A 24,164-nucleotide genomic window follows, 5' to 3' on the forward strand; every position below is an offset into this window, starting at 1 on the left:
GGCGCTACTTCGTGTTCAGGGCCTGGGTGATGATCTCGTCGGCTGCCTTCGCGGCGGCCGCCGGGTCACCGCCGGTCAGCACCTTGGTCTGGTACTCCTTGATCGGGTTCTTCGCCTCGACCGCGGCCCAGTTCGGCGAGTTCGGGGTGGCCTTGCCGTTGGCGGCACCGGCCGCCATCGCCGCGACGCCCTCGTCGGAGCCGACCGAGCCGGCCAGCGCCTTGCGGTTCGGCACGTACTTCATGGTCTTGGCCAGGTCGGTCTGCCACTGCTCGCCGGCCAGCTCCTTGATGAACGTGTACGCCGCGTCCTGGCCGTCCGAGGCCTCCGGGATGATCAGGTCCGAGCCGCCGGTGAAGACCGCGCCCGGCTTGTCGGCGGTCTTGCCGGGGATCGGGAAGAAGCCCAGCTTGTCCTTCAGCGCCGGGTTCGCCTGGGCGATCAGCTCGGCCGCGCCCGGTACGGCGATCATCTGCGCGACCTTGCCCTGCGCGAAGACGTCGGTCTGGGTCGGCTTGGCCTCGTCGGAGTCCTTCGGGCCCTTGCCGAGCGCCTGGATCTGCTTGTAGAAGTCCATGCCCTTGAGCGCCTCGGGGGTGGACAGCGCGCCCTTCCAGGCGTCGCCCTCCTTGACCGCCAGGTCGCCGCCCTCGTCCCAGATGAAGCCGGACAGCACGTAGAAGTTCTGGCCGGGCAGATAGATGCCCTGGTTGCCGCCGGTGTTCAGCTTCGCGCTGGTGGCCAGCCACTCGTCGCGGGTCTTCGGCGGCGTGACGCCGGCCGCCTGGAACAGGTCCTTGCGGTAGATCACGACCCGGTTGGCGGCGTAGTACGGGATGCCGTACTGCTTGCCCTCGTAGTTGCCCGGACCGGCCAGACCCTCGATCCAGTCGTCGCCCTTGAGGTCGGCCTTCTTGTCGGTCAGGTCCTTCACGCCGCCGGAGGCCGCGTATTGCGCGACCTGGGTGTTGCCGACCTCGATCACGTCCGGCGCGTCCTTGCTGGCCAGCGCGCCGATGATCTTCGGGCCGATCCCGTTCCACTCCTGGATCTGGACGTTCGCCTTGATGTCGGGGTGCTTGGCGGCGAAGTCGTCGGTGAAGCGCTTGAGGAAGTCGTCGGAGACGCTGCCCTTCATCAGCCAGACGTCGATGGTGGTCGGGCCGGACGCGGCGTTGTCGCTGTCGCCGTCGGAGGAGCCGCAGGCGGCCACCGCGGTCAGGGAGAGAGCCGCTACGGCGGCAACGGCAAGGGAACGGAACTTCATCGGATCACCTCTGGCGGAGTAGCCGGACCGGCGCCCGGCTGACTGGTATGAACCTGTCGTTCAGTGGCGTCGAGAATCGCGGAGGTCCGGTCTGCCGTCAATAGTTCAGGAGCTTCCGTTACTAAGTCGTGAGAGCGTTCACAGACACAAAATGGTCAGAAAGTGCTTGATTGACAGCGCTGTCTGCAGTCGGCGTTGCAAATGGCGCAACGATCCAGTGGGTGCGCTGGTCCTGCGCTGAACGAACCAGTTGGTGTTTCCGGGTAATCGCTTGCTGTTACCTACCGAGGGCCGCGATCACCGCGGAGGCGGTCGCGGCGTCCTGGACACCGAGGCCGGTGAGGTCGGCGATCGATCGTTTCGCGGTCGGGATGAACCCGTCGCGCAGCACGGCTCCGACGGACAGATCCACGTCGGCGGCGAGCACGGCCGCCCGGACGGCGTTGCCGAAGTCGCCGTGGTCGAGACACTGCGCGTGGTCGTCGGTGACAACGGTCGCGCCGGCGAAGATCTCGGGCGGTAGTTCGCCCTTGCCCGGCATGTCGGTGCCGACACCGGTGACGTGTACGGCGTCCCTGAACAACTCGAACGGCAGAGCTGAAGTCGCCGGTGTAGTAGCGATTACGCAGGCTGCTCCCCGCCCAGCGCCTGCGGCGCCGAGCTCCGGGGCAGGCCGGGCTTCGATGCCCTCCGCCTTCAGTATGGCCATCAAGTGGGTGACAGCTTCGGGGCGGCGGCCCCAGATTTGGTAGGTGAGGTGAGGGCGGAGGTGGTGGAGCCACTTGGCTTGCAGGCGGGCCTGGTCGCCGGTGCCGAGGATGAGGACTTCTTCGACGTCGGCGGGGATCATCGCGTCGGTGATCAGGGCGCCGGCGGCCGCGGTGCGCCAGGCGGTGAGGCGGCCCTCGTCGGCGAGTACGGCGGCGGGCTCGCCGGTGGCGGCATCGACCACCAGCATCAGGCCGTTGTTGACCGAGGCGAAGGTGCTGGCGATCTTCACCGTGAAGTGCGCCGTGCCGTCGACGTAGCCGGCTTTGACGTGGCAGTCGCCGGACGACGCCGGGAAGTCGAGCACCATCGGCGGCGGGACCTGCGTCCGGCCCTCGGCATGCGCGATCAACGCCGTACGCACCGCGCCGAACACCAACTCCGGCGTCACGACGGACCGGATCTCCTCCAGGCCGACCACGCGCAGCGTCACCGCCGCCGCTCCAACCAGTTGCCCCAGGCATCGATCGCCGGTTCGGGATCGAGCCGGCCGAGCCCGACCCGGAACCGGTCCGGCGGAGTCGGAGTCAGCCGCGACGAGTAGATCCCCGCCGGTAGCAGCAGAACGCCGGCCTGCTCGACCAGCTCGGTGCACATCGCCTCGACGCCCTCCGGACCGGCGTACCGGGGGAAGCAGACGCATCCACCCTGCGGCGGCTCGAACTCGAACAGCTCCGGGTACCGCGCGAAGAACTCCGCGAACACCGGCAGGTTGCGCGCGACGATCCCGCGGTTGCGCTCCAGCAGGCGGTCCCGCGCGCGCAGCGCGATCAGCGCGAGGATCTCGCTCGGCGCCGAGTTGCAGATCGAGGTGTAGTGCTTGGCCCGTTCCAGCCGGTCCAGGACGTCGCGGTCGCGGCAGGCGATCCAGCCGATCCGCAGCCCGGGCAGGCCGTACGCCTTCGACATCACGTTCAGGGACAGCGCGGACGCCGACAAATCAGTTGCTTGCGGCAACGGTTGCCGGTCGAGTTCCAGCCCGCGATACACCTCGTCGCTGAACAACCTGATGCCCCGCTCGTCGCACAACCGCACCAGCCGCGTCCAGGCGGCCGGATCCGGCACCGCGCCCGTCGGGTTGTTCGGGAAGTTCACCGAGACCATCCGCGTGGTCGGCCGCACCGCCCGCTCGATCGCTTCGACGTCCAGCGCCCAGCCGTTCTCGGGCCGCAGCGCGACGCCGGTCACCTCGCAGATGTCGAGCGGGATCGTCTCGGCGGCCTGGTAGTTGGGTGTCAGGACGACGACGTGGTCGCCCGGTTCGAGCAGCACCCGCATCGCCAGGTAGATGCCCTCCTCGGCACCGGCGAAGCACATCACGTCGTCCGCCTCGAGGCCGTCGTACGTGCGGGCGATCTCCTCCCGCAACGCGGGCAGACCGCGCGTTTCGGTGTAGCCCAGCTCCAGCGATTCCCAGCGGCGGCGCCCGTCGTCGTCGGCGAGGGCGAGCAGCTCGGACATCGGCAGCGACTGCGCGTCCGACGCGGTCAGGTGGTACCGCGCGCTGAACTCCCAGCGCGAGAAGTACGTCTCCAGCCGGAAGTCAGGCAGGGTCGGCATGGTTCGTCGCTTCCTTCCGCGCATCGCCGAGCAGTTGGTAGAACGCGGACCGGCTGATCTTCAACGCCCGCGCGACCGTCGGCACCGACCGCCGCTGACTCAGTACGCCGGCCGCTTCCAGCCGTCCGATCAGTTCCAGCCGGTCGCGCCGCGACAACCGATCGACCGGTACGCCACGGTCGCGGACGAAGTCGCCGACCAGCTCGTTGAGCGTCTCGGTCCAGTCCCGCTCGAACAGCACCCGTGGCTGCTGGACCACCGGCGCGGCGAAGGCGGCCAGGATCCGCCCCGCCTCCTCGAACGCCGTCCGGTCCACGTTGACGCACAGCACCAACCCGGCCTTGCCGTCGGCGTCCCGCAGTACGGCACTCACGCTCGACAGCCGTCGCCCGTCCGGCAGCGACTTCGGATAGGGCCCGTAGACGTCCCGGCCGGTCTCCGTCAGCCCATCCAGCTCCCCGAGCAACGAGGGCTCGCCGACTTCCCGCCGCGACAACGGGTTCCAGATCGCCACGACCCGGTCGGTCGCCGGATCGTGCAGCACCACCTCGGCGTGCGGCGACAACAGCCGCGCGATCGCCTCACCCACCGGCGCCAGCCGGTCGACCTCGGCCTTCAGCTCAGAGTTCACGCTTCGGACGATATGTCCACTCAAGACAAAATGTCTACATAGGTAGCAGTGGAATAGATCCTCTTCTGGACCAGTTGGTCCATTCGACAGCAGAAATGGACCGAGCGGTCCAACCCAGACACAGCAGAAGAGGTCACCATGCCAACCGACAACGACACCCTCGTCCGCGAGTTCGTCGAGGCGTTCAACACCAAGGACAGCGGCAACCTGGCGCAGTACCTGCACCCCGAGGTCGTCTTCCAGAACTATGGCGACGCCGAGATCGCCGGCCGCGACGCGGTCCTGCAGGTCTGGACCAGCGTCTTCGCCGCGTTCGAACAGGTCGAGTTCGAGACGCTGCACCAAGCGGTCAACGGCGACGTCGTGCTGGCCGAGCAGGTGCACGGCCTCGGCCTCCCGGGCGGGCCCCTCGCTCCGATCAAGAACGTCGCCGTGTACGAGATCCGCGACGGCATGATCGCCGCCTGGCGCGACTACACCAACCCGGAGTACAGCCGCACGCTGCTGCAGGGCTGACCATCCCCCTCACCCGCGGTGGCCGGTACACCTCCGGCCGCCGCGCGGCTTCGTCAGAAAGAAGGCCATGAAAGCCATCCACATGTACGCGTACGGCGGCCCCGAAGTGCTGCGCTACGAGGACGCGCCGCGGCCCGTCCCGAGCACCGGCCAGGTGCTGGTCCGCGCCGCCGGCACGTCCTTCAATCCCGGTGACGCGTTCGTCCGCTCCGGCGGTATGCGTCACCGGCACGAGTTCGCGATGCCGCAGATCCTCGGCATGGACCTGTCCGGCACCGTCGTCGAACTCGGCCCGGGCGTGAACGCTCCGACGGTCGGCGACCAGGTCATTTCCTTCCTGCCGTGGCCGGCGAACGGCGGCTACGGCGAGTACGTCGCCGTCCCGGTGGAGGCGCTGGCTCCGGCGCCGGTGTCGATCCCGCTCGCCGACGCCGCCGCACTGCCGGTCGCCGGACTCACCGCCTGGCAGGCGATCCACGAGCAACTGCGCCTGGCACCGGGGCAACGCATCCTGGTCAACGGCGCGGGCGGCGGCGTCGGCCGCCTCGCCGTTCAGTTCGCCAAGGTCGCCGGCGCGACTGTCGTCGCCGTGGCCGGACCGCGCAGCGTCGCGACCGCTCACGCCGCGGGCGCCGACGAGGTGCACGACTACAGCAGGCCATGGCACACGGAACCGGTTGACGCAGTCCTGCAGGCCGCCGGCGGCGGCAGCGACCGCCTGGTCGCGCTGATCAAGCCCGGCGGCAGCATCGTCTCGATCACCGCGCCGGTGCCAGTGAACGGACGCGACGTCACGAGCAGCACCTTCGAGCTGAGGAGCGACATCGGGCAGCTGACCGAGATCGCCCGCTGGGTCGACACCGGCGCGGTCACCACGGGAATCACCGAGCGGCTGCCACTGAGCGAGCTGCCCGCGGTCCACCGCCGCCACGCCACCGGCGACCTGCACGGCAAGGTCGTACTGATGCCCTAGCGCTCGACGGTCAGCTCAGCGGACCCGCGGACGCCGTCGACGCGGTCCATGGACTCCGGTCACGACGCAGACCCGTTCCGCCGCCGGCACCGGGCGTTCAGCAACACCCGGTTGCCGGTCGACCGGGCGACCCCCTCTGCTCCGACTTCCGCCTCCATGGACCGCGTCGGCCAAGGACGCGACCACCACCGCCAGCAATGTCTTCGACCCCATCACGCCGCCAGCAGTAACCAGGCCGCGACCACCTCAAACGGCGGCACCGACTTCGCTACCGTTGATGCAAAACTACCTACGTGGTAATTTTGCCAGCATGGTAGAAACGATGCCGCGGCGGCAGCGGAAGAAGGAGCGCACCCGGGAGCTGATCCGGGACACCGCGCTCGAGCTGTTCGCCACCCAGGGCTACCGGGACACGACGATCAGCGCGATCGCCGATCGCTGCGACGTCGCCGTCCGCACGGTCACGTTGCACTTCCCCGCGAAGGAGGACCTGCTCTTCGCCGACGACCCGTTCAGCTACGAATCGTTGAGCGCGTGGCTGGCCGCCAAGCCGGCCGGTACGCCGACGCTCGACGCGCTGCGCGACTGGATGGCGACGACGATGCGCGAGCTCGACGCCACCGGCACGTCGGCCGAGGTCTGGCGCCGGCGGGCGTTGCGGTCGCAGCTGATCGTGGCCGACGAGGATCTGCGGGGCCGGGCGCGCGCGGCGTACTACCGGTACGAGCAAGCGGTCGCCGCCGGAGTCGGCGCCGACCTCGGTCTGCCGGCCGACGCGCTCGCGCCCCGGCTGACCGGCATCACCGTGATCACCGGTCTGCGCGAGCTGTACGAGACGGCCGAAGCGCAACCCACCGGCCGGAGCGACGCTCACGCGCCCGACCCCGAGCAACTGCTCGCACTGGTCGATCGGGTGCTCGACTACGCCCGCGCCGGCCTCGCGCGCCTCACCGACTGAAGGAGAAAACCCCCATGAGCAAGACCTGGTTCATCACCGGTACGTCGTCCGGCTTCGGCCGGTTGATGACCGAGAAGCTGCTCGCCCGCGGCGACACCGTCGTCGCCACGCTCCGCCGGACCGGAGCCCTCGCCGACCTCCAGGCCCAGTACGCCGACCGCCTGGACGTGGTCGAGCTGGACGTCACCGACTCCGCCGCCCTACGCCGGGTCGTCGACGCCGCGTTCGCCGCGCACGAGCGGATCGACGTCGTGGTCAGCAACGCCGGCTACGGCCTGTTCGGCGCCGCCGAGGAGTTGACCGACGAGCAGATCCGGCAGCAGGTCGACACCAACCTGATCGGCTCGATGCAGCTGATCCGCGCGACGCTGCCACACCTGCGGGCCCAGGGCGGCGGCCGGATCGTGCAGGTCTCGTCGGAGGGCGGGCAGTACGCCTACCCGGGCTTCGGCGCCTACCACGCGACCAAGTGGGGCATCGAGGGCTTCGTCGAGGCCGTCGCCCAGGAGGTCGCCGGCTTCGGCATCGAGCTGACCCTCGCCGAGCCCGGACCGGCCGCGACGGACTTCGGCTCCGGACTGGTCACCGCGACCCCGCTCGACACGTACGACGCGACGCCGACCGGCCAGGTCCGCCGCGGGCTGGTGGACGGCTCGTTCGAGCTCCGCGGCGATCCCGAGAAGTTCGTCCAGGCGATGATCGACGCCGCCGGCCAGCAGCCGGCCCCGCGCCGGGTCACGCTGGGCAGCGACGCCTACCGCCACGTCCGTGACGCACTGCAGTCCCGGCTCGACGAACTGGACGCGCAGAAGGATCTCGCCTACGCCACGGACCTGGACAGCTGATCGACGGCGTCGCCGGGAGCCCATGGCCCGCGGAGGTCCGGTGCGCGGGACCGGCAGTGTTTGACGGCGCGCCGAACGGATACCTGCCCGGTCACGTGGCCACGATCCCGCGCGGGAGATGGGTCGCCAGGTCACGCGCGTTGGGACAAGCAGCGCGCGTGACCGCCCCCACTCGGGTGAGAGTTTCAGGATGCACCCGTCGCCGGCGGGCGTCACCCCTTCACACCAGCTCGTCGCCCTGATCCACCGCGGTTCCGGTTCTCGCGGGACGACTCCCTACACCGGACGTCGCGAGTCCGAGGGCAGTTTGCGGGTGGCGAGCAGTTCCTGGGCCACGTCGCGCAGCTTGCGGTTGCTGTCCATCGAGTACCGGCGCAGCACCTCGAACGCGCGGGGCTCGTCGAGGGCGTAGCGCTCCATCAGCATGCCCATCGCCTGACCGACCAGCCGGCGCGCGTTGATCGCTTCGGTCATCGACGCCGAGCTGCGCGCCGACGCGATCGCGGGCGAGCCGTGCTGGGCCAGAATCTGCGCCACGGCCAGGTCGTCGTCGGTGAACGCGTTCGGCTGGTCGCCGTACAGCGACAGCACGGCCTCGGCGCGTCCCGCCACCAGCATCGGCAGGTGCAGCGCGGACCGGAGGCCGGCGGCGAGCGTCCGCTCCTTCCACTGCGCCGACCAGCGGGTGTCGCCCGCGATGTCCGGGATCACCTGGGCGGTGGCCTGCTCGACCGCGGTGATCAGCGGCCCTTCGCCGGCCTCGATCTGGCCGCGGTACAGCTCGGCCAGCCGGGGATCGGTCAGCGCCGTGATCTGCGGGCGCCGCGCCTTCGTGATCAGCACCACCGCGGCGTGCTCGCACACCACCGCTCGCAGGGCGAACTGCACCACCGTCTCGACGGTCTGCTCGACTCCATCGGCTTCGTGCAACTCCGCTGCCAGCCGGCCGAACGCTTCGGCCGACGAATGCTCCTTCGACACAGCAGGGTCCTCCCAACCTGCTCGTGGCCAAGTCCACCAGCAGTCAGGAGTGGACCTGTGTGGCAATCTCGTACCCCGCATAAGTTCGACCTCAAACTTGGGCAACCCGGGGAGGGCGGCTAGGCGGGGACGCGGTTGTCCTGCTTCTGGGCGTGCCGCAGTCCCAGCAGGAGCAGGCCGATGGAAATGACCCCGACGACGGCGTACGTGACGCGGCCGCCGAGGCCGTCCCAGGTGCTGTGCAGGGCGACGGCAACGGCGTACATGCCGACGAAGCCGAGCAGGTGTTTGCCGGTGGGGGCGACGACGAAGCGCCACAGGCCCCAGCAGGTGAGGCCGGTCCAGGCGGCGTGACCGGCGGGGGAGAGCAGCCCGCGGATGAAGAGGGTCTGCTCGGCGGCGCCGACGTTGCCGCCGGACTGGAGCAGGGCGACGAACGCGTACCCCATCGTCTCCAGTACGGCGAACCCGGTGCCGACCGCGACGCCGATCACGATGCCGCCGCCGATGGAGTGCCGGTAGCGGCTGCCGAAGAAGACGACCAGGACGATCGGGACGACCAGCTTGGCGGCCTCCTCGATCAGGCCGACGCCGACCATCGGGAGCGTGCCGAGGCGCTGGATGGCGTCGTACTCGAGCAGTCCGGCGACGACGACGCCGACCACGCCGCCGAACAGCAGCGAGCCGCTCAGCGTGGGTCCGTCGATCAGCCAGCGCCCGGACCGGCCGGCCGCGAACGTCACGAAGGTCAGCGGCACGACCAGCGCGCCCAGCAGGATCATCGTCGGGAACAGGTTCGGGTTGTCGGTGTCGCTGAGGACGGCGAGCACCAGCAGGTACAGCGCGGCACCGACCACGAACGTGCCGAGCCAAGCCCACCTGCGAACGACCTGCTGACCATTCATGAGCAGATCCTGCCCTGGAACGTCGTCGCGCACAGCACATGAATCGGACATGTCGCGTGAACGCTGCGTTACGACGTTCGTGGCGTCCATGCGCCATGTCACAGGAAGGGCAGAGATGGACAGGGCGCAAAGGCGGTGGCGGACCGCACACTCCAAGGCAGAGGAGCCTGCCCCTAGCCTCTGAAGGAGTCCGCCCGATGACATCACAGTCTGCAAGCAAGCGTCGCGCCGCCATCCTCGCGGCCGCACTCGCTCTGGCCAGTACGTCGAGTCTGACCGCCACCGCGGCACCACCAGGCCCGGCGACCGAGCCGTCAGCCGCCGTCCAGGCCGGCAAGTCCCAGAAGGTCACCCTGATCACCGGGGACGTCGTCGAGGTGACCGACGCCGGTGCCGGCAAGAAGGCCGCCACCGTCCAGCCCGCGCCGGGCCGGGAGCGGATCGCGTTCCACACCGTCGAGGTGGACGGCGGTCTGCGGGTCCTGCCGAGCGACGCCGTCCCGTACGTCTCGTCGGGCATGGTCGACGCCGACCTGTTCGACGTCGACGAGCTGCTCGCGGACGGCTTCGGCGACGCGGCCAGTTCCGGCCTCCCCCTGATCGTGCGCTACGCCGACGGAGCCCGCGTCCAGTCCCTCACCGGTACGACGGACGCCCGCCCGCTGCCTTCGATCGGCGGCGCGGCGCTCACCGCGGCGAAGGCGGAGCTGCCCAGCCTGTGGGAGTCGCTCAAGCCCGCGGCGACCACCGCCCGCACCCTCGACCAGGGCGTCGCCAAGATCTGGCTGGACGGCAAGGTCAAGCCGGTGCTCGACAAGAGCGTGCCGCAGATCGGCGCGCCGGCCGCCTGGCAGGCCGGATACGAGGGCAGCGGCGTCGAGGTCGCCGTCCTCGACACCGGTGTCGACGGCAACCACCCGGACCTGGCCGGCAAGGTGCAGAAGGCCCAGGACTTCTCCGAGAGCCCGACCGGCACCGAGGATCACTTCGGCCACGGCACGCACGTCGCGGCGACGATCGCCGGCACCGGTGCGGGCGCGAACGGGACCCGCAAGGGTGTCGCCCCGAAGGCCGACCTGCTGGTCGGCAAGGTGCTCGGCGACGACGGCTCCGGCTTCGAGTCCTGGATCATCGCCGGGATGGAGTGGGCGGTCGCTGAGGGCGCCAAGGTGGTCAACATGAGCCTCGGCGGTGGCCCGACCGACGGCACCGACCCGATGAGCCAGGCCATCAACGACATCACCGCGGCGTCCGGAGCACTGTTCGTGGTGGCCGCCGGCAACGAGGGCGCGGACGAGTCGGTCGGCTCGCCGGGCGCTGCCGCCGCGGCGCTCACCGTCGGCGCGGTCGACCGCAACGACGCGCTCGCGGACTTCTCCAGCCGGGGCCCGCGGGTCGGCGACTCCGGCCTGAAGCCCGAGATCACCGCCCCAGGTGTCGACATCGTCGCTGCCCGCGCGAGCGGCACCGCCATGGGCGCGCCCCTGGACGACCTCTACACCGCGGCCTCCGGTACGTCGATGGCCACGCCGCACGTGGCCGGCGCCGCGGCCCTGCTGGCCCAGCAGCACCCGGACTGGAAGGCCGGCCGGCTCAAGGACGCCCTGACCAGTACGGCGAAGACGACGCCCGACCTGAGCGTCTACGCCCAGGGCACCGGCCGGGTGGACGTCGCCCGCGCGGTCGCGCAGAAGGTCGACGCGACCGGTGTCGCCGACTTCGGCCTGGCCGTGACCGGCAGCGCCCCGACCTCGCGCACGATCACCTACCGCAACGACACCGCCGCGGCGATCACGCTGAACGTCGCGGTCGACGTCGACAACCTCGACACCCACCAGCCGGAGACCGACGCGTTCGGCGTACCGGCGACCGTGACGGTTCCGGCCGGCGGCAGTGCCGACGTACCGCTGGCGCTCGACCCGGCCAAGCTCGAGCGCGGGCTGTTCAGCGGCTGGGTCGTCGCCACCGGCGCGAACGGCGTCAGTGTCCGCACCGCGGTCGGCGCGCTCAAGTCGGGCCCGAAGCACAAGGTCACCTTCCGCGGCATCGACCTGAACGGTCAGCCGACCGGCGTCCCGGTCGTCTCCCTGTACGGCGACAACCCGCGCTCGGACACGTTGGGCTGGTTCGACAACGGCGGCACCTTCACGGCCGAGGTCGAGGAGGGCACCTACCTGATGCACGGGCTGGTGGACAACGGCGACCCGCAGAACGAGAAGGCCGCCCTGATCACCGACCCGAACATCGTCGTCACCGGCGACCGGGAGATCGTCGTCGACGCCCGCAAGGCGGCGCCGACCACGATCCACACGCCGAAGCCGTCGGAGCAGCAGGCGGTGCTCAGCTACTACGTGCACCGCGAGTACCCGAACGGCCGGAAGATCACCCACGGCGTGATGCACTTCAGCACGGTCGACCAGGTCCTGGTCACGCCGACCAAGCCGGTCCAGGGCGGCAGCTTCGAGTTCGCGTCCCGCTGGCAGCTGGTCGCGCCGCTGGTTCAGGCGTCGGTGCCGGGCATCTCCGGTCCGATGGACATCAACCTGCTGCACCAGTCGCCGTCGTACGAGGGCAGGAAGCGGTTCAGCCTGGTTGCTCCTGGCCCTGACCTGAAGGGCGTCAAGGGAGCTGTCGCCGTGCTGCCCTCCAGCGAGGACGGCTGGGGCAACGGCAGCGAGCAGGACCAGATCGCGGCGGCGGCGAAGGCCGGCGCGGCCGGGGTCATCCTGTACCGGCCGGCGGACTGGTCGGCCTGGACGGTCTGGCGTCCGGTCGGCGACCGGGAGCCGATCCCGGCGATGGTCACCACCGCCGCCGACGGCGCCAAGCTGGTCAACCGGGCCAAGGCCGGTCGCGCGACGATCGACCTGACCCTGACCACCTCCAGCCCCTACCTGTACGACGTGTTCCAGGTGTCGAAGGGCCAGATCCCGGCCAAGATCGACTACCGGGTCACCGCGGCGAACAGCGCCCGGATCAACACCTCGTACGCCGACAACGGCGGCTTCGGCTGGGCCAAGGAGCAGCGGTTCGGCTGGCGGCCGTGGCAGGACTACTCCTGGAACGACTCGCAGCGCTTCGTCCAGGCCCCGAAGGTGCGCGAGGAGTGGGTGAGCGCGGGCGACTCCCTGTGGCAGCACCGGGTGCACCACCTCTACACGTGGGACACGATGAACCCGTTGCGGGGCGGCATGACGTCGGTGCCGCGCAGCTACTCGGTGGGCTCGTCGAGCGAGAGCTGGTTCGAGCCGGTGGTCCGTCCGGCGGCCGCACCCGGTGTGGTGTCGACGCGGACCGCTGACCGGTTCTCGCTGCGGGTGCCGTCGTTCGTCGACGCCGCCGGGCACTTCACGGTCGGCGAGACCACGTCCGCGTCCGCGGTGCTCAAGCGCAACGGCGCGGTTGTCGCCGAGCTGCCGGACGCCTGGCAGGACGTGACCACGACCAGCGGCGACGCGGCGTACCGGCTGGAGCTGGCGACCGAGCGGCAGGACGAGGAAGGCGAGTGGAACTGGGCGACGAAGACCCAGACCGCGTGGGACTTCCGGTCGAAGAAGACCTCCGAGGACAAGGCTGCGGCGCTGCCGCTGCTGCAGGTCGGGTACGACGTACCGGTTGACCTGACTGGCCGGGCGCCGGGCCGGGGGCACGTTGTCGGCTTCACCGTGCAGCAGCAGGCGGGTGCTCCGGCGGCGCGGTCGACGTCACTGCAGGCGGAGGTGTCGTTCGACGAGGGCAAGAGCTGGCGGCGGATCATCGCCGTCGGTGCGCGCGGCCACTACGTGGCGGTCGTCCCGGCCGGCAAGGGCACGGTCTCGCTGCGGGTCTCCGCGGCGGACAATGCCGGCAACAAGGTCACCCAGACGGTGATCCGGGCCTACGGGCTCAAGTAGTCGGTCAGTACGGCCCGGGCAGTCGACCTGCCCGGGCCGTACCGCTACAACCACTTGCGCATCGCGGCCTGGTAGGCCAGCCCGGTGCGGGTGTCGACACCCGCCAGCGCCATCATCCGGTCGAGCCGCCGCTGCACCGTACGGCGGCTGATGCCGAGCTGCGACGCGATCGACTTGTCCGGTACGCCGGCCACCATCAGCGACAGCAGGAACCGCTCAGATCCGTCCAGCCCTTCGCCGTCCTCGGCTTCGTCCGGCTGGAGTTTGACCGGTGTGGCTGCCTCCCAGTGGCTCTCGAACAGCGCCAGCAACGCGTCCAGCAGCTGGCCGCGGCCGATGATCGCCGCGGTCGGCTCCCCGATCCCCGCCTCGTCGTCGCGGACCAGCGGGCAGACAGCGGTCGCCCGGTCCACGATGGCCAGCCGGACCGGAAGGTGTGGCAGGGTCCGGGCCTCCTCGCCCCAGCTGATGCCCTCGGCGATGGTGTCCAGCTCGCCAGGCGTCTCCAGTAGGGCCCGCTCGTAGATGGCCCGGTAGCGGACGCCGCGACTCAGTGCGCCGTACTCCTCGGTGTTCTCGGCGCCCTGCATGGCCAATGGGTTCGCCCGGCAGAACCAGAGGATTTCCTCGCGCGCCGACTCCTGCAGATCGCGCAGGCGATCCCGCAGCGCGCCGGCTCCGACGATGACCTCCACCAGGTGGTGCGCGTCCCGGCGGCTCGCGCTGGCCCGGAACTCCTCGCTCAGCGACGCCACGGTCTGCCGGGCCGACTCCAGCGACTCCTGGCGCCGCAGCAGCGTCGTACCGAGGGCTACGTCGGGTGGCAGCGGGCGGAACACCGGGTCGTCGTCGCCCGGCAGCACCGCGACCAGTCCCTTGGCCTGCAGCCGCTGCAGCAGCTCGACGACCTCCTGCTGCGGCAGCTCCGCGACCTCGGCCAATTCGGCGGCCCTGGCGACCGACAGCCCGACCAGCAACCGGTACGCCTGCTCCTCCCGGGCATCCAGCAACGCACCGTCCTGCATCCCGCCCCACCTCCAGTGCTCGAAGCACCACCTAATCAGGCCGTACGCGCAGTGGCGAGCAGGGCGGTCCAGCATCCGGCACAGCTGGGCCACCTGCAGGCCCTGGCACTCCTGGCACGAGAGTGCCATCACGTTCGGGCGCCCGCACCGTCCCTCCCGGTGTAACGCCAATCGCTTCCCGCCCGAGCCCGTTGAGAGAGATCCCCAATGACCGTGACCGACTTCTTCGGAGTCCTCGGCCTGATCGCCGCCGCCCTGCTCGGTGCCTGGATGCTGATGGGCGCCCACACCACCCCACACCGCGGCGACCCGCGCCACTCCACCCCGACCGCCGACACCCGCCCGGCCCGGCACCGGGCGACCTCGGGAGGCAGGCTGCAGCGGATCTTCCGCTAGGCCCGCAGCCCCGCGATCAGCAGTCCGACCAGCCGGCGGGCGTCGTACCGGGGATTGTTGCTGGCGCCCGCGCACAGGCCTCCGACTCCGCGCATGAGCTCGGAAGCGTCCTGCCCGGCGTGGATCTCGCCGGCGTCGGCTGCGGCGTCGAGCAGCTGCGTGCAGACGGGAACCAGCCGTTCGAGGAAGTAGGAGTGCAGCGGGTCGTAGCAGGGATCGTCGGACTGCAGCACGGCGGCGAGGCCCTGCTTGGTGATCACGAAATCGACGAACTGGTCGATCCAACGCTCCAGCGCGGCGTACGGCGTGGCGCTTTTCTCCAGCAGATCGGGACCGGCCGCGGCGAGGCTCTCGACCTGGTGGCGGTAGACCGCGACGATCAGATCCGCGCGCGTCGGGAAGTGGCGGTAGATCGTGGCCGTCCCGACGCCGGCCTCGGCCGCGATGTCGCGGATCGGCGCTTCGACGCCCGAGCGGACGAACACCGCGGCGGCCGCGTCCAGCAGGGTCTGCTCGTTGCGTCGCGCGTCCGCGCGTTTGGGCCGGGCCTGCTTGCCCGCCGCTTCACTGACGTTCACCGCACCGCCCTCTGCCGTGATTGCTAACCGGGACAGTGTCCCATATCGTTAAACGGGACAGCGTCCCGTTTAACGGGATCCGGCGATGGACGGAGCGAGAAGCATGACGACCTACCTGCTGGTGCACGGCGCCTGGCACAACGGACAGAGCTGGGAGCGGGTTGTGCCCTGGCTGGTGTCGGCCGGGCATCAGGTGTTCACCCCGTCGCTCAGCGGCTACGGCGACAAGGCGCACCTGCTCGGACCCGAGGTCGGGCTCGATACCCACGTCGACGACGTCGTCGGGCTGATCGTCGAGCAGGACCTCACCGAGGTGGTGCTGGTGGGACACAGCTACGCGGGGCTGGTCATCTCCTCCGTGGCCAACCAGGTGCCCGACCGGATCGCCCAGTTGGTCTACCTCGACGCGATGGTCCCGAACGACGGCGAGAGCGCGGTCGACGTCATGCCCGTCACCCAGACGCTGATCGACCTCGCCACGGCGTCCGACAGCGGCTGGCGGGTTCCGCCGATGCCCGAGCTGCCGCCACCGTTCGGGCTGTTCGGGGTCACCGACCCGGCGGACGTCGCCTGGCTGCGCACGCTGCTGTCGGACCAGCCGGTGCGCTGCCTCCAGCAGCCGGTCCGACTCGACAACCCGGACGTGCACAAGATTGCCCGGACGCACATCCACTGCACCGTCGCGCCGGAGGGCTTCGAACGGCGCCCGGTCCCCGCGGTGCAACCCAACGGCAGCCCGGCGCAGATCTGGGAGTTGCCCACCGGCCACGACTGCATGATCACCATGCCGGCCGAGCTCTCCGAGCTGTTGCTCAGGCTGGGCTGATCCCGCCGATGTGACAGAGCTCTCTCACCGCAACCCGAGAGCCCGGCCAAAAGAAAAAGTCCCGGTCGGGTGAGACCGGGACTTCGGTGCTGCTTGTGCGCGAGGGGGGAGTTGAACCCCCACGCCCTTTCGGGCACACGGACCTGAACCGTGCGCGTCTGCCTATTCCGCCACCCGCGCGCTGGCTGTTTCCGGCCTCTCGAAGCGCCATCCCCAACCGAGGGAAAACACTAGCATGTCTTTTCACCGACTCTTGCATTGCGGGTTGGGTCGAACCTCCCGATACGATCGATCGTCGTACCGGTGTGGCCCTGCCGACTCGGAGGCCACGACGTACGGCGAGCCTGCCGAAGGCGCCGAACGGCAAGCACGATCGTTGGTGCCGGGCCGACGACCGACGTGGAGGAGGACGCGTGCGACCGCTGCAGCGCTTCGAACGACGCCTGGAGGGCATCGTGAGCGGTGTCTTCGCGCGCGCGTTCAAGGGTGACGTGGAGCCGATCGAACTGGCCGCCGCGCTCAAGCGTGAGATCGACAACACCGCCCGGATCCTGTCCCGCGACCGCCGGCTGGTGCCGAACCACTTCACCATCGAGCTCGGCCCGGAGGACTTCGAGCGGCTGAACGCCTACGGCCGCACCCTGAACCACGAGCTCGCGAACGAACTCCGCGACCACGCGGACATCCAGCGCTACACCTTCTCCGGACCGATCGAGATCGAGTTGACCCAGCAGGACGACCTGCCGACCGGCAAGTTCCGTGTCGTCAGCCAGACGGTCGGGACGCCCCAGCGCTCCCGCCCCCAGCCGCCTCCGCCGCCGGACCCGTACGCCGACGAGGGGCAGACCGTGATGCAGAGCGCGCCGACGCCACCGCCGGCCGCGCCGCAGCCGATCCGCCGCGGCCACCCGCAGGTGATGCTCGAGGTGAACGGACGCCGTCGCCCGGTGAACCCGCCCGGCGTCGTGCTGGGCCGCGGCACCGACGCCGACATCCAGATCAACGACCCCGGGGTGTCGCGCCGGCACGCCGAGATCCGGCTGATGCCGGAAGGCCCGGGCGGTGTCCGGGTCGTGCTGGTCGACCTGGGCTCGACCAACGGCACGCTGGTCAACGGCCGCCGCGCGGCCGAGGCCGAGCTGGTCGACGGATCCACTGTGAGAATCGGGAACACCACGATGACGCTGCGCCTGGCGGACGAGCCGATCGCCCAGCCGCCGAGCAGCGGGTGGTGACTGGCCTTCCATGTCGGAACTGACGCTGACCCTGATCAAACTGGGGTTCCTGGCCCTGCTGTGGATGTTCGTCCTGGCGGTGCTGTCCGTGATCCGCTCGGACCTGTTCGGCGCCAAGGTGGACAGCCGCGCGCTGGCGCCGGCGGCCGCGGCGGCCGGCCGGACCCCGAAGCCGCCCAAGCCGTCCAAGAAGAAGAAGGGCCTGCCGGGTTCGGTGACGATCGCCGACGGCCCGCAGGCCGGCGTCGGCGCCACCCTGCACGAGGACCCGGTGGTGATCGGCCGCGGCTCGGACTGCCAGATCCGGCTCGACGACGACTACTCCTCCACCCGGCACTCCCGGCTGTTCCTGTCCGAGGGCCAGTGGTGGGTCGAGGACCTGGGCTCCACCAACGGCACCTACCTGGACGGCCAGCGGGTGACCCGGCCGGTGCCCGCCGAGATCGGCGGTTCGATCCGGATCGGCCGCACGACGTTGAACATCGCGAAGTAGGCCTGAGTCCATGACCTTGTCGCTCGACTACGCAGCACTGTCCGACGTCGGACGGGTGCGCCGCAACAACGAGGACTCCGCGTACGCCGGTCCGCACCTGTTGCTGCTCGCCGACGGCATGGGCGGCGCGGCGGCCGGTGAGGTGGCCAGCGCGGCCGCCGTCCAGGTGATCCGCCGCCTCGACACCGCGACGATCACCGGCGAGGACATGATCGAGGCGCTGGCCGGCGCCGTGCACCGGGCCAACGAGCGGCTGTCGGAGCTGGTCGAGGAGGACCCCGAGCGCGAGGGCATGGGTTCGACCGTGACCGCGCTGATGTTCGACGGGCAGCAGCTCGGGCTGGCCCATCTCGGCGACTCGCGCGCCTACCGGATGCGCGACGGCCGGCTGGAGCAGCTCAGCCACGACCACACGTTCGTGCAGTCGCTGGTCGACGAGGGCCGGATCTCCCAGGAGGAGGCCTTCACCCACCCGCACCGGAATCTGATCCTCCGGGTGCTGGACGGCCGGCCCGACTCCGACCCGGACCTGCAGATCCTCGACGTACAGGCCGGCGACCGGTTGCTGCTGTGCAGCGACGGGCTGCCCGACTACGTCAGCGACGACGTGATCGCGGCCGCGATGGCCGACGGTACGCCGGACTCCGTCGTCGTCGACCTGATCACGCACGCGCTCGAAGCCGGCTCCAACGACAACGTCACCTGCGTCGTGGCCGACGTGGTGGAGACCGAGCCGGCCAGCGGGTCCAGCGCGCAGCTGGTCGGTGCCGCGGCCGAGCTCGCCCAAGGCGGGACCGGCACCGAGCCGACGATCGCCGTACGGGGTGGGACCGGTTCCGGGGACGGCGCCGGTGGAGCAGTGGGCGACCTCGATCCCGAGGAGCTGCGCTACGCCCCGCGCCCGCCGAAGCGGTTCCTGTGGCTGCGCCGGCTCGGCCTGGCGGTGGTCGTGCTCGCGCTGATCATCGGCGGCGGCTGGTTCGCCTACAGCTGGACCCAGAACCAGTACTACGTCGGCACCGACGGCGACTACGTGGCGATCTTCAAGGGCGTCGACGAGCAGATCCCCGGCCTCACGCTGACCCGGGTGTACGAGCAGAAGACGCTGCAGGTCGACAAGCTGCCGACGTACAACCGTGAGCAGGTCGAGGGCAACATCCAGGCCGACGACCTGGCCGCGGCGCAGGAGATCGTCGAGGAACTGCAGCGCGCCGCGGACGCGTGCGCCGCGCCGCCCCCGAAGCCGAGCCCCACCCCGACGGCGCCGAGGCCGAGTACGCCGCCGGCCAGCGGCAAGCCGGTGACGCCGCCCAAGCCGCCGGCCAGCACCCCGGCGCTCACCCCATCCGTCACGCCCTCCAACGGTTCGGTCGGCCCCGACGACTGCGACGGGGTGCGATGAGTTACGCGTCCACCTCGGTCATCCAGATCATCCCGCGGACCCGCCGCGGGGTGGAGCTGATGCTGCTGATCATCGCGATCGCGGTCTCGGTCGCCGCCTACGTCAACATCGGCCTGACCGTGCAGGGCAAGGTCCCGGCCAGCACCGGGTACTACGCCGCCGGAATCGGCCTGCTCGCGCTGATCGCCCACCTCGCGCTGCGCTACCGCGCGCCGTACGCCGATCCGGTGATCCTGCCCTGCGCCGTGCTGCTGAACGGGCTCGGCGTGGCGATGATCCACCGGGTCGACCTCGGCCTCAAGGCGGCCGCCGAGGCAGCCGGCCGTACGCCGCGTGGCCCGGCGGCACCGCAGCAGATCACCTGGACGGCGGTCGGCATCGTCCTGTTCCTGGTGGTGATCCTGATCGTCCGGGACCACCGCCGCCTGCAGGCGCTCACCTATACCGCCGGCCTGGCCGGTCTGGTCCTGCTGGTGCTGCCGCTCGTTCCGGGCCTCGGCGTCGACATCAACGGCGCCCGGATCTGGGTCCACTTCCTCGGGATGTCGTTCCAGCCCGGCGAGTTCGCCAAGCTCTGCCTGGTGGTCTTCTTCGCCGGGTACCTGGTGGTCAAGCGCGACGTGCTGACGCTGGCCGGGCACCGGTTCCTCGGCCTGGACCTGCCCCGGGCCCGTGACCTCGGCCCGATCCTGATCGCCTGGGGCGTCAGCCTCGGCGTCCTGATCTTCGAGAAGGACCTCGGCTCCTCGCTGCTGTTCTTCGGCCTGTTCCTGTTCCTGCTGTACGTCGCGACCGAGCGAGCCGGCTGGCTGCTGATCGGTGGCCTGCTGTTCGCCGGCGGTGCCCTGTTCGCCTTCTCGACCTTCAGCCACGTGCAGAAGCGGGTCACGGACTGGCAGAACCCGTTCAACGAAGTCGGCGGCCAGGTCGCCAACGCCCTGTTCGGCCAGGCCTGGGGCGGCGTGCTCGGCCGGGGCCTCGGCCAGGGCCGGCCGGAGATCCTCCAGTTCTACGCCCAGAGCGACTTCATCATCTCCTCGTTCGGCGAGGAGCTCGGCCTGACCGGGCTGATCGCGATCATCCTGGTCTACACGCTGATCATCGAGCGCGGCCTGCGGACCGCGCTCGGCTGCCGGGACGTCTTCGGCAAGCTGCTGGCGACCGGTCTGGCGATGTCGTTCGCGCTGCAGGTGTTCGTGATCGTCGGCGGCGTCACCGGCCTGATCCCGCTGACCGGTCTGGCCACGCCGTTCATGGCGCTCGGCGGGACCTCGCTGGTGGCGAACTGGGCGATCGTCGCCCTGCTGCTGCGGATCAGCGACCAGGCCCGCCGGCCGCAGACCCCCGCGGCTCCGGTGTCCGACGAGACGATCGCCATGGCGGTGCAGAAGCAGTGAATTCAGCCATCCGACGACTGGCCGTGGCCGCGATCATCCTGATGCTCGCGCTGATGGCCAACTCCACCTACCTGCAGGCCTTCCGGGCCAGCGAACTGAACGGCCGCAACGACAACCGGCGGGTCCGCGACGCGCAGTTCTCGGTCGACCGCGGCCCGATCCTGATCGGCAGTACGCCGATCGCGCAGTCCAAGCCGGTCGACGACCGGTTCGAGTTCCAGCGCACCTACACGGTCGGGCCGGCGTACGCGCCGGTGACCGGGTACTACTCGTTCCTGTACGGCCGGCTCGGCATCGAGCTGAGCCAGAACTCGCAGCTGAACGGCTCCGACCCGTCGCTGGCCTTCCGCCGGGTGGTCGACGTGATCACCAACCGCAAGCAGCAGGGCGCGAGCGTGTCGCTGACGCTGAACGCCCGGGCCCAGCTGGAGGCGTACAAGGGCCTGGCCGGCAAGAAGGGCGCGGTCGTCGCGATCGAGCCGAAGACCGGCAAGATCCTGGCGATGGTGTCGCGGCCGTCGTACGACCCGAACGAGCTGGCCGGGCACGACCTGGAGAAGGTCGGCGCGGCGTGGAAGAAGTTCACCGAGGACAAGAACAAGCCGATGTCGAACCGGGCGGCCCGCGAGCTGTATCCGCCGGGGTCGACGTTCAAGCTGGTGACCGCGGCGGCGGCGCTGTCCAGCGGCAAGTACAACCCGCAGTCGCAGGTCCGCTCGCCCGCCCAGCTCGAGCTGCCGCAGACCACCGTGCCGCTGATCAACGAGAACCGCAGCAACTGCGGCGGCAGTGACAACGCGACGCTGACCGTCGCGCTGCGGCTGTCGTGCAACACCGCGTTCGGCTCGGTCGGCCTGGAGCTGGGCGCCGACGCGCTCCGCGAGCAGGCGGAGAAGTTCGGCTTCGGCGAGCGGCAGCTGCCCGAGCTCGGTGCCGTGGCCAGCCAGTTCCCCGCCGACCCGAACCCGCCGCAGGTCGCGCAGTCGGCGATCGGCCAGTTCGACGTCCAGGCCACGCCGCTGCAGATGGCGATGGTCGCGGCCGGCATCGCCAACAAGGGCGACGTGATGAAGCCGTACCTGGTGCAGAGCGTGCGGACCGCGGACCTGAAGACGGTCTCGGAGACCAAGCCGGAGTCGCTGCACCAGGCGGTCACCCCGGAGGTCGCCTCGCAGCTGACCCAGATGATGGTCGACGTGGTCGAGAACGGCACCGGCAAGCCGGGCCGGATCAGCGGCGTCCAGGTGGCCGGCAAGACCGGGACGGCGCAGACGGCCAAGGACCGGCCGCCGTTCGCCTGGTTCACCGCGTTCGCGCCGGCCAACGACCCGCAGATCGCGGTCGCGGTGATGATCGAGGACGCCAACGTCCCGCGCGACGACATCGCGGGCGGCAGGCTCGCCGCGCCGATCGCCAAGGACGTGATGGAGGCGGTGATCGGACGGTGACGACGATGCGGAATGATTCCGTGACGGTGTGTCGAACCAGCGGGGGTCCAGTCGTGGCTTTGGCTACGGTGGGCGAATTGCACGTGTTGTGGCCAGGCAAGATCCGCGCAGGTTGGAAGGCAGAGCAATGACATCGCAGGCACGTCTCGTCGGCGGGCGCTACGAGGAAGGCGAACCGCTGGGGCGAGGGGGCATGGCCGACGTCCGCCGGGGCGTCGACAACCGGCTCGGCCGGGCCGTCGCGATCAAGCGGCTGCGGGTGGACCTGGCCAGTGACTCCACCTTCCAGGCCAGATTCCGGCGTGAAGCGCAGTCGGCGGCGTCGCTGAACCACCCCACCATCGTGTCGGTCTACGACACCGGCGAGGAACCGGACCCGAACGGCTCCGGCATCACGATTCCCTACATCGTGATGGAGCTGGTGACCGGCAAGACGCTGCGCGACCTGATCCGCGAGGGCCGCAAGATCATGCCGGAGCGCGCGCTGGAGATCACCTCCGGCGTACTCGAGGCACTCGACTACAGCCACCGGGCCGGCATCGTGCACCGCGACATCAAGCCCGGCAACGTGATGCTCACCCCGCAGGGCCAGGTCAAGGTGATGGACTTCGGCATCGCCCGCGCGGTCGCCGACACCACCTCGGACATGACCCAGACCGCGGCCGTGATCGGCACCGCGCAGTACCTGTCGCCCGAGCAGGCCCGCGGCGAGACCGTCGACGCCCGCTCAGACCTCTACTCCACCGGCTGCCTGCTGTACGAACTGCTCACCGGCCGGCCGCCGTTCGTCGGCGAGTCGCCGGTCTCGGTGGCCTACCAGCACGTCCGCGAGCAGCCGGTCCCGCCGTCGTCGTTCGACCCCGACATCCCGCCGGAGGTCGACGCGGTCGTGCTGAAGGCGCTGGCCAAGGGCCGCGAGGAGCGCTACCAGAGCGCGGCCGAGATGCGTCAGGACATTCACCGCGTGCTCGCCGGTCAGCAGGTCACCGCGCCGATGGCCGCCGTGGCCGAGACCCGCGCGATGGCCGGTACGGCGGTGGCGCCGGCCGCGGCCACCCAGGCGTTCCGGCAGACGCAGGCCAACGACCTGCTCCCGCCGGACGACGGCCTGGACGAGGCCGAGGCGGCCCGGAAGCGGCGGAATCGTGGACTGGCGTACTTCCTGCTCGGCCTGGCGATCGTCGCCGTGGCCGTCCTGGTCTACGTGCTGATCGACAACGGGAACAAGAACGACACCGCGGGCGGCGGCGGGACTCCTGAGGTCACCCAGGTCGCGGTGCCGGACGTCGTGGGCAAGACGCTGACCGAGGCGACCGCGCTGCTGACCGCGCAGGGCTTCAAGATCCAGTCGACCGGTGCGGCCAGCCCGACCGTGCCGAAGAACCAGATCATCCGCCAGAACCCGACCGCCAGCGCGATGGCCGACAAGGGCGCGACGATCGCGGTGGTGGTGTCGAGCGGGCCCACGTCGTTCTCGGTGCCGGACGTGATCGGCAAGAGCGAGAAGGCCGCGCGGGAACTGATCGAGGACGCACCGGGCAACTTCAAGGTCGCCGACAAGGTCAGGACCGAGGACGACGAGTCGGCCAAGGGGACCGTGCTGCAGGTCGACCCCGACCAGACCGGCAAGTACCCGAGCGGCCAGGAGTTCACGCTGACGGTGTCCAGCGGCTCGGTCAAGGTCACCGTCCCGGACGTGACCAAGCAGAAGCAGGAAGACGCGGCGAACACGCTGAAGGGCGCCGGGCTGCAGGTCGGCTACGAGAACGCGCCGCCCGGGTCGAACCAGCCCGAGGGCACGGTCGTGTCGCAGAGCGTCGCGCCGGGGCAGAAGGTCGACAAGGGCACCAAGGTGATCATCCGGATCGCCGGGCCGCCCACGCCGACCACCACCCCCACAGAGTCGCCGTCCGACGACCCGTCGGGTGACCCGACGAGTCCGACCGACAGCCCGCCGCCGACCATCGGACTGCCCGGTGGCGGAGGCGGCTTCACCGGCCGGCAGCCGTAGCACCGAACAGCAGAAGACCGCGGCTCCCCTTGGGGGTGCCGCGGTCTTCTGGTTGC

Annotated in this window: 21 protein-coding genes and 1 tRNA gene; 13 read left to right on the forward strand and 9 right to left on the reverse strand. The window is 70.3% G+C overall.

Annotation, left to right across the window (positions count from 1 at the left end; translation table 11 throughout):
- Positions 1 to 4: 4 nt before the first annotated feature.
- The 4 genes from BWI15_RS32085 to BWI15_RS32100 all read right to left on the reverse strand — a co-directional run bounded on the left by BWI15_RS32085 (position 5) and on the right by BWI15_RS32100 (position 4,226).
- The gene (locus BWI15_RS32085) at positions 5 to 1,267 is read right to left on the reverse strand and encodes an extracellular solute-binding protein (protein WP_077018260.1); all 1,263 of its coding nucleotides are present in this window, start codon (positions 1,265 to 1,267) and stop codon (positions 5 to 7) included.
- A 277-nt stretch (positions 1,268 to 1,544) separates the two neighbouring features.
- Entirely contained in the window at positions 1,545 to 2,468 is a 924-nt protein-coding gene (locus tag BWI15_RS32090; protein WP_077018261.1) for an ornithine cyclodeaminase family protein, read from the reverse strand.
- Positions 2,465 to 3,595: an aminotransferase class I/II-fold pyridoxal phosphate-dependent enzyme gene (locus BWI15_RS32095; RefSeq protein ID WP_077018262.1), complete on the reverse strand. Its 1,131-nt coding sequence runs from the start codon at positions 3,593 to 3,595 to the stop codon at positions 2,465 to 2,467. Before BWI15_RS32095 ends, BWI15_RS32090 begins: the two co-directional genes overlap by 4 nt.
- Positions 3,579 to 4,226 (reverse strand): helix-turn-helix transcriptional regulator, encoded by a 648-nt coding sequence (locus BWI15_RS32100; RefSeq protein ID WP_077018263.1) that lies wholly within the window; start codon positions 4,224 to 4,226, stop codon positions 3,579 to 3,581. Before BWI15_RS32100 ends, BWI15_RS32095 begins: the two co-directional genes overlap by 17 nt.
- 138 nt (positions 4,227 to 4,364) lie before the next feature.
- Here BWI15_RS32100 and BWI15_RS32105 point away from each other — a divergent pair, with 138 nt between their 5' ends.
- The 4 genes from BWI15_RS32105 to BWI15_RS32120 all read left to right on the forward strand — a co-directional run bounded on the left by BWI15_RS32105 (position 4,365) and on the right by BWI15_RS32120 (position 7,518).
- Complete coding sequence (locus tag BWI15_RS32105; protein ID WP_077018264.1) at positions 4,365 to 4,742, forward strand: nuclear transport factor 2 family protein; 378 nt, start codon at positions 4,365 to 4,367, stop codon at positions 4,740 to 4,742.
- Between the two features lie 67 nt (positions 4,743 to 4,809).
- On the forward strand, positions 4,810 to 5,715 hold the full coding sequence (locus tag BWI15_RS32110) for an NADP-dependent oxidoreductase (protein WP_077018265.1): 906 nt from the start codon (positions 4,810 to 4,812) through the stop codon (positions 5,713 to 5,715).
- Positions 5,716 to 6,025: 310 nt separating this feature from the next.
- Positions 6,026 to 6,673: a TetR/AcrR family transcriptional regulator gene (locus BWI15_RS32115; RefSeq protein ID WP_077018266.1), complete on the forward strand. Its 648-nt coding sequence runs from the start codon at positions 6,026 to 6,028 to the stop codon at positions 6,671 to 6,673.
- 14 nt (positions 6,674 to 6,687) lie between these two features.
- Positions 6,688 to 7,518, forward strand: a complete 831-nt coding sequence (locus BWI15_RS32120) for an SDR family oxidoreductase (RefSeq protein WP_077018267.1) — start codon at positions 6,688 to 6,690, stop codon at positions 7,516 to 7,518.
- A 276-nt stretch (positions 7,519 to 7,794) separates the two neighbouring features.
- On the opposite strand, the gene BWI15_RS32125 is transcribed toward BWI15_RS32120, so the two are convergent.
- The gene (locus BWI15_RS32125; protein ID WP_077018268.1) at positions 7,795 to 8,499 is read right to left on the reverse strand and encodes a GAF and ANTAR domain-containing protein; all 705 of its coding nucleotides are present in this window, start codon (positions 8,497 to 8,499) and stop codon (positions 7,795 to 7,797) included.
- A gap of 119 nt (positions 8,500 to 8,618) precedes the next feature.
- Positions 8,619 to 9,404: a PrsW family intramembrane metalloprotease gene (locus tag BWI15_RS32130; protein ID WP_077018269.1), complete on the reverse strand. Its 786-nt coding sequence runs from the start codon at positions 9,402 to 9,404 to the stop codon at positions 8,619 to 8,621.
- A gap of 197 nt (positions 9,405 to 9,601) precedes the next feature.
- Between BWI15_RS32130 and BWI15_RS32135 the strand changes: the two genes are divergently transcribed.
- Positions 9,602 to 13,297, forward strand: coding sequence for a S8 family serine peptidase (locus tag BWI15_RS32135; RefSeq protein WP_077018270.1), 3,696 nt, complete (start codon positions 9,602 to 9,604; stop codon positions 13,295 to 13,297).
- Between the two features lie 44 nt (positions 13,298 to 13,341).
- Here BWI15_RS32135 and BWI15_RS32140 read toward each other — a convergent pair whose 3' ends face one another.
- Positions 13,342 to 14,322, reverse strand: a complete 981-nt coding sequence (locus BWI15_RS32140; RefSeq protein ID WP_077018271.1) for a helix-turn-helix domain-containing protein — start codon at positions 14,320 to 14,322, stop codon at positions 13,342 to 13,344.
- A 207-nt stretch (positions 14,323 to 14,529) separates the two neighbouring features.
- Here BWI15_RS32140 and BWI15_RS32145 point away from each other — a divergent pair, with 207 nt between their 5' ends.
- Positions 14,530 to 14,718, forward strand: coding sequence for a hypothetical protein (locus BWI15_RS32145; protein WP_077018272.1), 189 nt, complete (start codon positions 14,530 to 14,532; stop codon positions 14,716 to 14,718).
- Here BWI15_RS32145 and BWI15_RS32150 read toward each other — a convergent pair.
- Positions 14,715 to 15,296, reverse strand: coding sequence for a TetR/AcrR family transcriptional regulator (locus BWI15_RS32150; protein ID WP_077018273.1), 582 nt, complete (start codon positions 15,294 to 15,296; stop codon positions 14,715 to 14,717). The genes BWI15_RS32145 and BWI15_RS32150 overlap by 4 nt on opposite strands.
- A gap of 103 nt (positions 15,297 to 15,399) precedes the next feature.
- On the opposite strand from BWI15_RS32150, the gene BWI15_RS32155 reads away from it, so the two are divergent.
- Positions 15,400 to 16,122: an alpha/beta hydrolase gene (locus BWI15_RS32155; protein ID WP_077018274.1), complete on the forward strand. Its 723-nt coding sequence runs from the start codon at positions 15,400 to 15,402 to the stop codon at positions 16,120 to 16,122.
- Positions 16,123 to 16,218: 96 nt separating this feature from the next.
- Here BWI15_RS32155 and BWI15_RS32160 read toward each other — a convergent pair.
- Positions 16,219 to 16,302: transfer RNA gene (locus tag BWI15_RS32160), tRNA-Leu, on the reverse strand.
- Positions 16,303 to 16,535: 233 nt separating this feature from the next.
- On the opposite strand from BWI15_RS32160, the gene BWI15_RS32165 reads away from it, so the two are divergent.
- The 6 genes from BWI15_RS32165 (at position 16,536) to pknB (ending at position 24,108) form a co-directional block, all read left to right on the forward strand.
- Positions 16,536 to 17,357: an FhaA domain-containing protein gene (locus BWI15_RS32165; protein WP_077018275.1), complete on the forward strand. Its 822-nt coding sequence runs from the start codon at positions 16,536 to 16,538 to the stop codon at positions 17,355 to 17,357.
- A gap of 10 nt (positions 17,358 to 17,367) precedes the next feature.
- Entirely contained in the window at positions 17,368 to 17,850 is a 483-nt protein-coding gene (locus BWI15_RS32170; RefSeq protein ID WP_077018276.1) for an FHA domain-containing protein FhaB/FipA, read from the forward strand.
- 10 nt (positions 17,851 to 17,860) lie between these two features.
- Entirely contained in the window at positions 17,861 to 19,252 is a 1,392-nt protein-coding gene (locus BWI15_RS32175) for a protein phosphatase 2C domain-containing protein (RefSeq protein ID WP_077018277.1), read from the forward strand.
- Entirely contained in the window at positions 19,249 to 20,649 is a 1,401-nt protein-coding gene (locus tag BWI15_RS32180) for an FtsW/RodA/SpoVE family cell cycle protein (RefSeq protein WP_077018278.1), read from the forward strand. The genes BWI15_RS32175 and BWI15_RS32180 overlap by 4 nt, the downstream gene beginning before the upstream one ends.
- Positions 20,646 to 22,097, forward strand: coding sequence for a peptidoglycan D,D-transpeptidase FtsI family protein (locus tag BWI15_RS32185; RefSeq protein WP_077018279.1), 1,452 nt, complete (start codon positions 20,646 to 20,648; stop codon positions 22,095 to 22,097). Before BWI15_RS32180 ends, BWI15_RS32185 begins: the two co-directional genes overlap by 4 nt.
- Positions 22,098 to 22,224: 127 nt before the next feature.
- A complete protein-coding gene (gene pknB / locus BWI15_RS32190) occupies positions 22,225 to 24,108 on the forward strand; it encodes a Stk1 family PASTA domain-containing Ser/Thr kinase (RefSeq protein WP_077018280.1) in 1,884 nt (627 codons plus the stop codon).
- Positions 24,109 to 24,164 lie beyond the last annotated feature (56 nt).

Source organism: Kribbella sp. ALI-6-A (assembly GCF_001984195.1).
Lineage (GTDB): Bacteria > Actinomycetota > Actinomycetes > Propionibacteriales > Kribbellaceae > Kribbella.

What these genes read in the sequence shown, in the direction of transcription:
- BWI15_RS32170 (WP_077018276.1), top strand. Translation starts at nt 17,368, where the DNA reads ATGTCGGAACTGACGCTGACCCTGATCAAACTGGGGTTCCTGGCCCTG.
- BWI15_RS32155 (WP_077018274.1), top strand. Translation starts at nt 15,400, where the DNA reads ATGACGACCTACCTGCTGGTGCACGGCGCCTGGCACAACGGACAGAGC.
- BWI15_RS32145 (WP_077018272.1), top strand. Translation starts at nt 14,530, where the DNA reads ATGACCGTGACCGACTTCTTCGGAGTCCTCGGCCTGATCGCCGCCGCC.
- BWI15_RS32140 (WP_077018271.1), bottom strand. Translation starts at nt 14,322, where the DNA reads ATGCAGGACGGTGCGTTGCTGGATGCCCGGGAGGAGCAGGCGTACCGG.
- BWI15_RS32105 (WP_077018264.1), top strand. Translation starts at nt 4,365, where the DNA reads ATGCCAACCGACAACGACACCCTCGTCCGCGAGTTCGTCGAGGCGTTC.
- BWI15_RS32115 (WP_077018266.1), top strand. Translation starts at nt 6,026, where the DNA reads ATGGTAGAAACGATGCCGCGGCGGCAGCGGAAGAAGGAGCGCACCCGG.
- BWI15_RS32095 (WP_077018262.1), bottom strand. Translation starts at nt 3,595, where the DNA reads ATGCCGACCCTGCCTGACTTCCGGCTGGAGACGTACTTCTCGCGCTGG.
- BWI15_RS32120 (WP_077018267.1), top strand. Translation starts at nt 6,688, where the DNA reads ATGAGCAAGACCTGGTTCATCACCGGTACGTCGTCCGGCTTCGGCCGG.
- BWI15_RS32130 (WP_077018269.1), bottom strand. Translation starts at nt 9,404, where the DNA reads ATGAATGGTCAGCAGGTCGTTCGCAGGTGGGCTTGGCTCGGCACGTTC.
- BWI15_RS32135 (WP_077018270.1), top strand. Translation starts at nt 9,602, where the DNA reads ATGACATCACAGTCTGCAAGCAAGCGTCGCGCCGCCATCCTCGCGGCC.
- pknB (WP_077018280.1), top strand. Translation starts at nt 22,225, where the DNA reads ATGACATCGCAGGCACGTCTCGTCGGCGGGCGCTACGAGGAAGGCGAA.
- BWI15_RS32085 (WP_077018260.1), bottom strand. Translation starts at nt 1,267, where the DNA reads ATGAAGTTCCGTTCCCTTGCCGTTGCCGCCGTAGCGGCTCTCTCCCTG.
- BWI15_RS32110 (WP_077018265.1), top strand. Translation starts at nt 4,810, where the DNA reads ATGAAAGCCATCCACATGTACGCGTACGGCGGCCCCGAAGTGCTGCGC.
- BWI15_RS32180 (WP_077018278.1), top strand. Translation starts at nt 19,249, where the DNA reads ATGAGTTACGCGTCCACCTCGGTCATCCAGATCATCCCGCGGACCCGC.
- BWI15_RS32175 (WP_077018277.1), top strand. Translation starts at nt 17,861, where the DNA reads ATGACCTTGTCGCTCGACTACGCAGCACTGTCCGACGTCGGACGGGTG.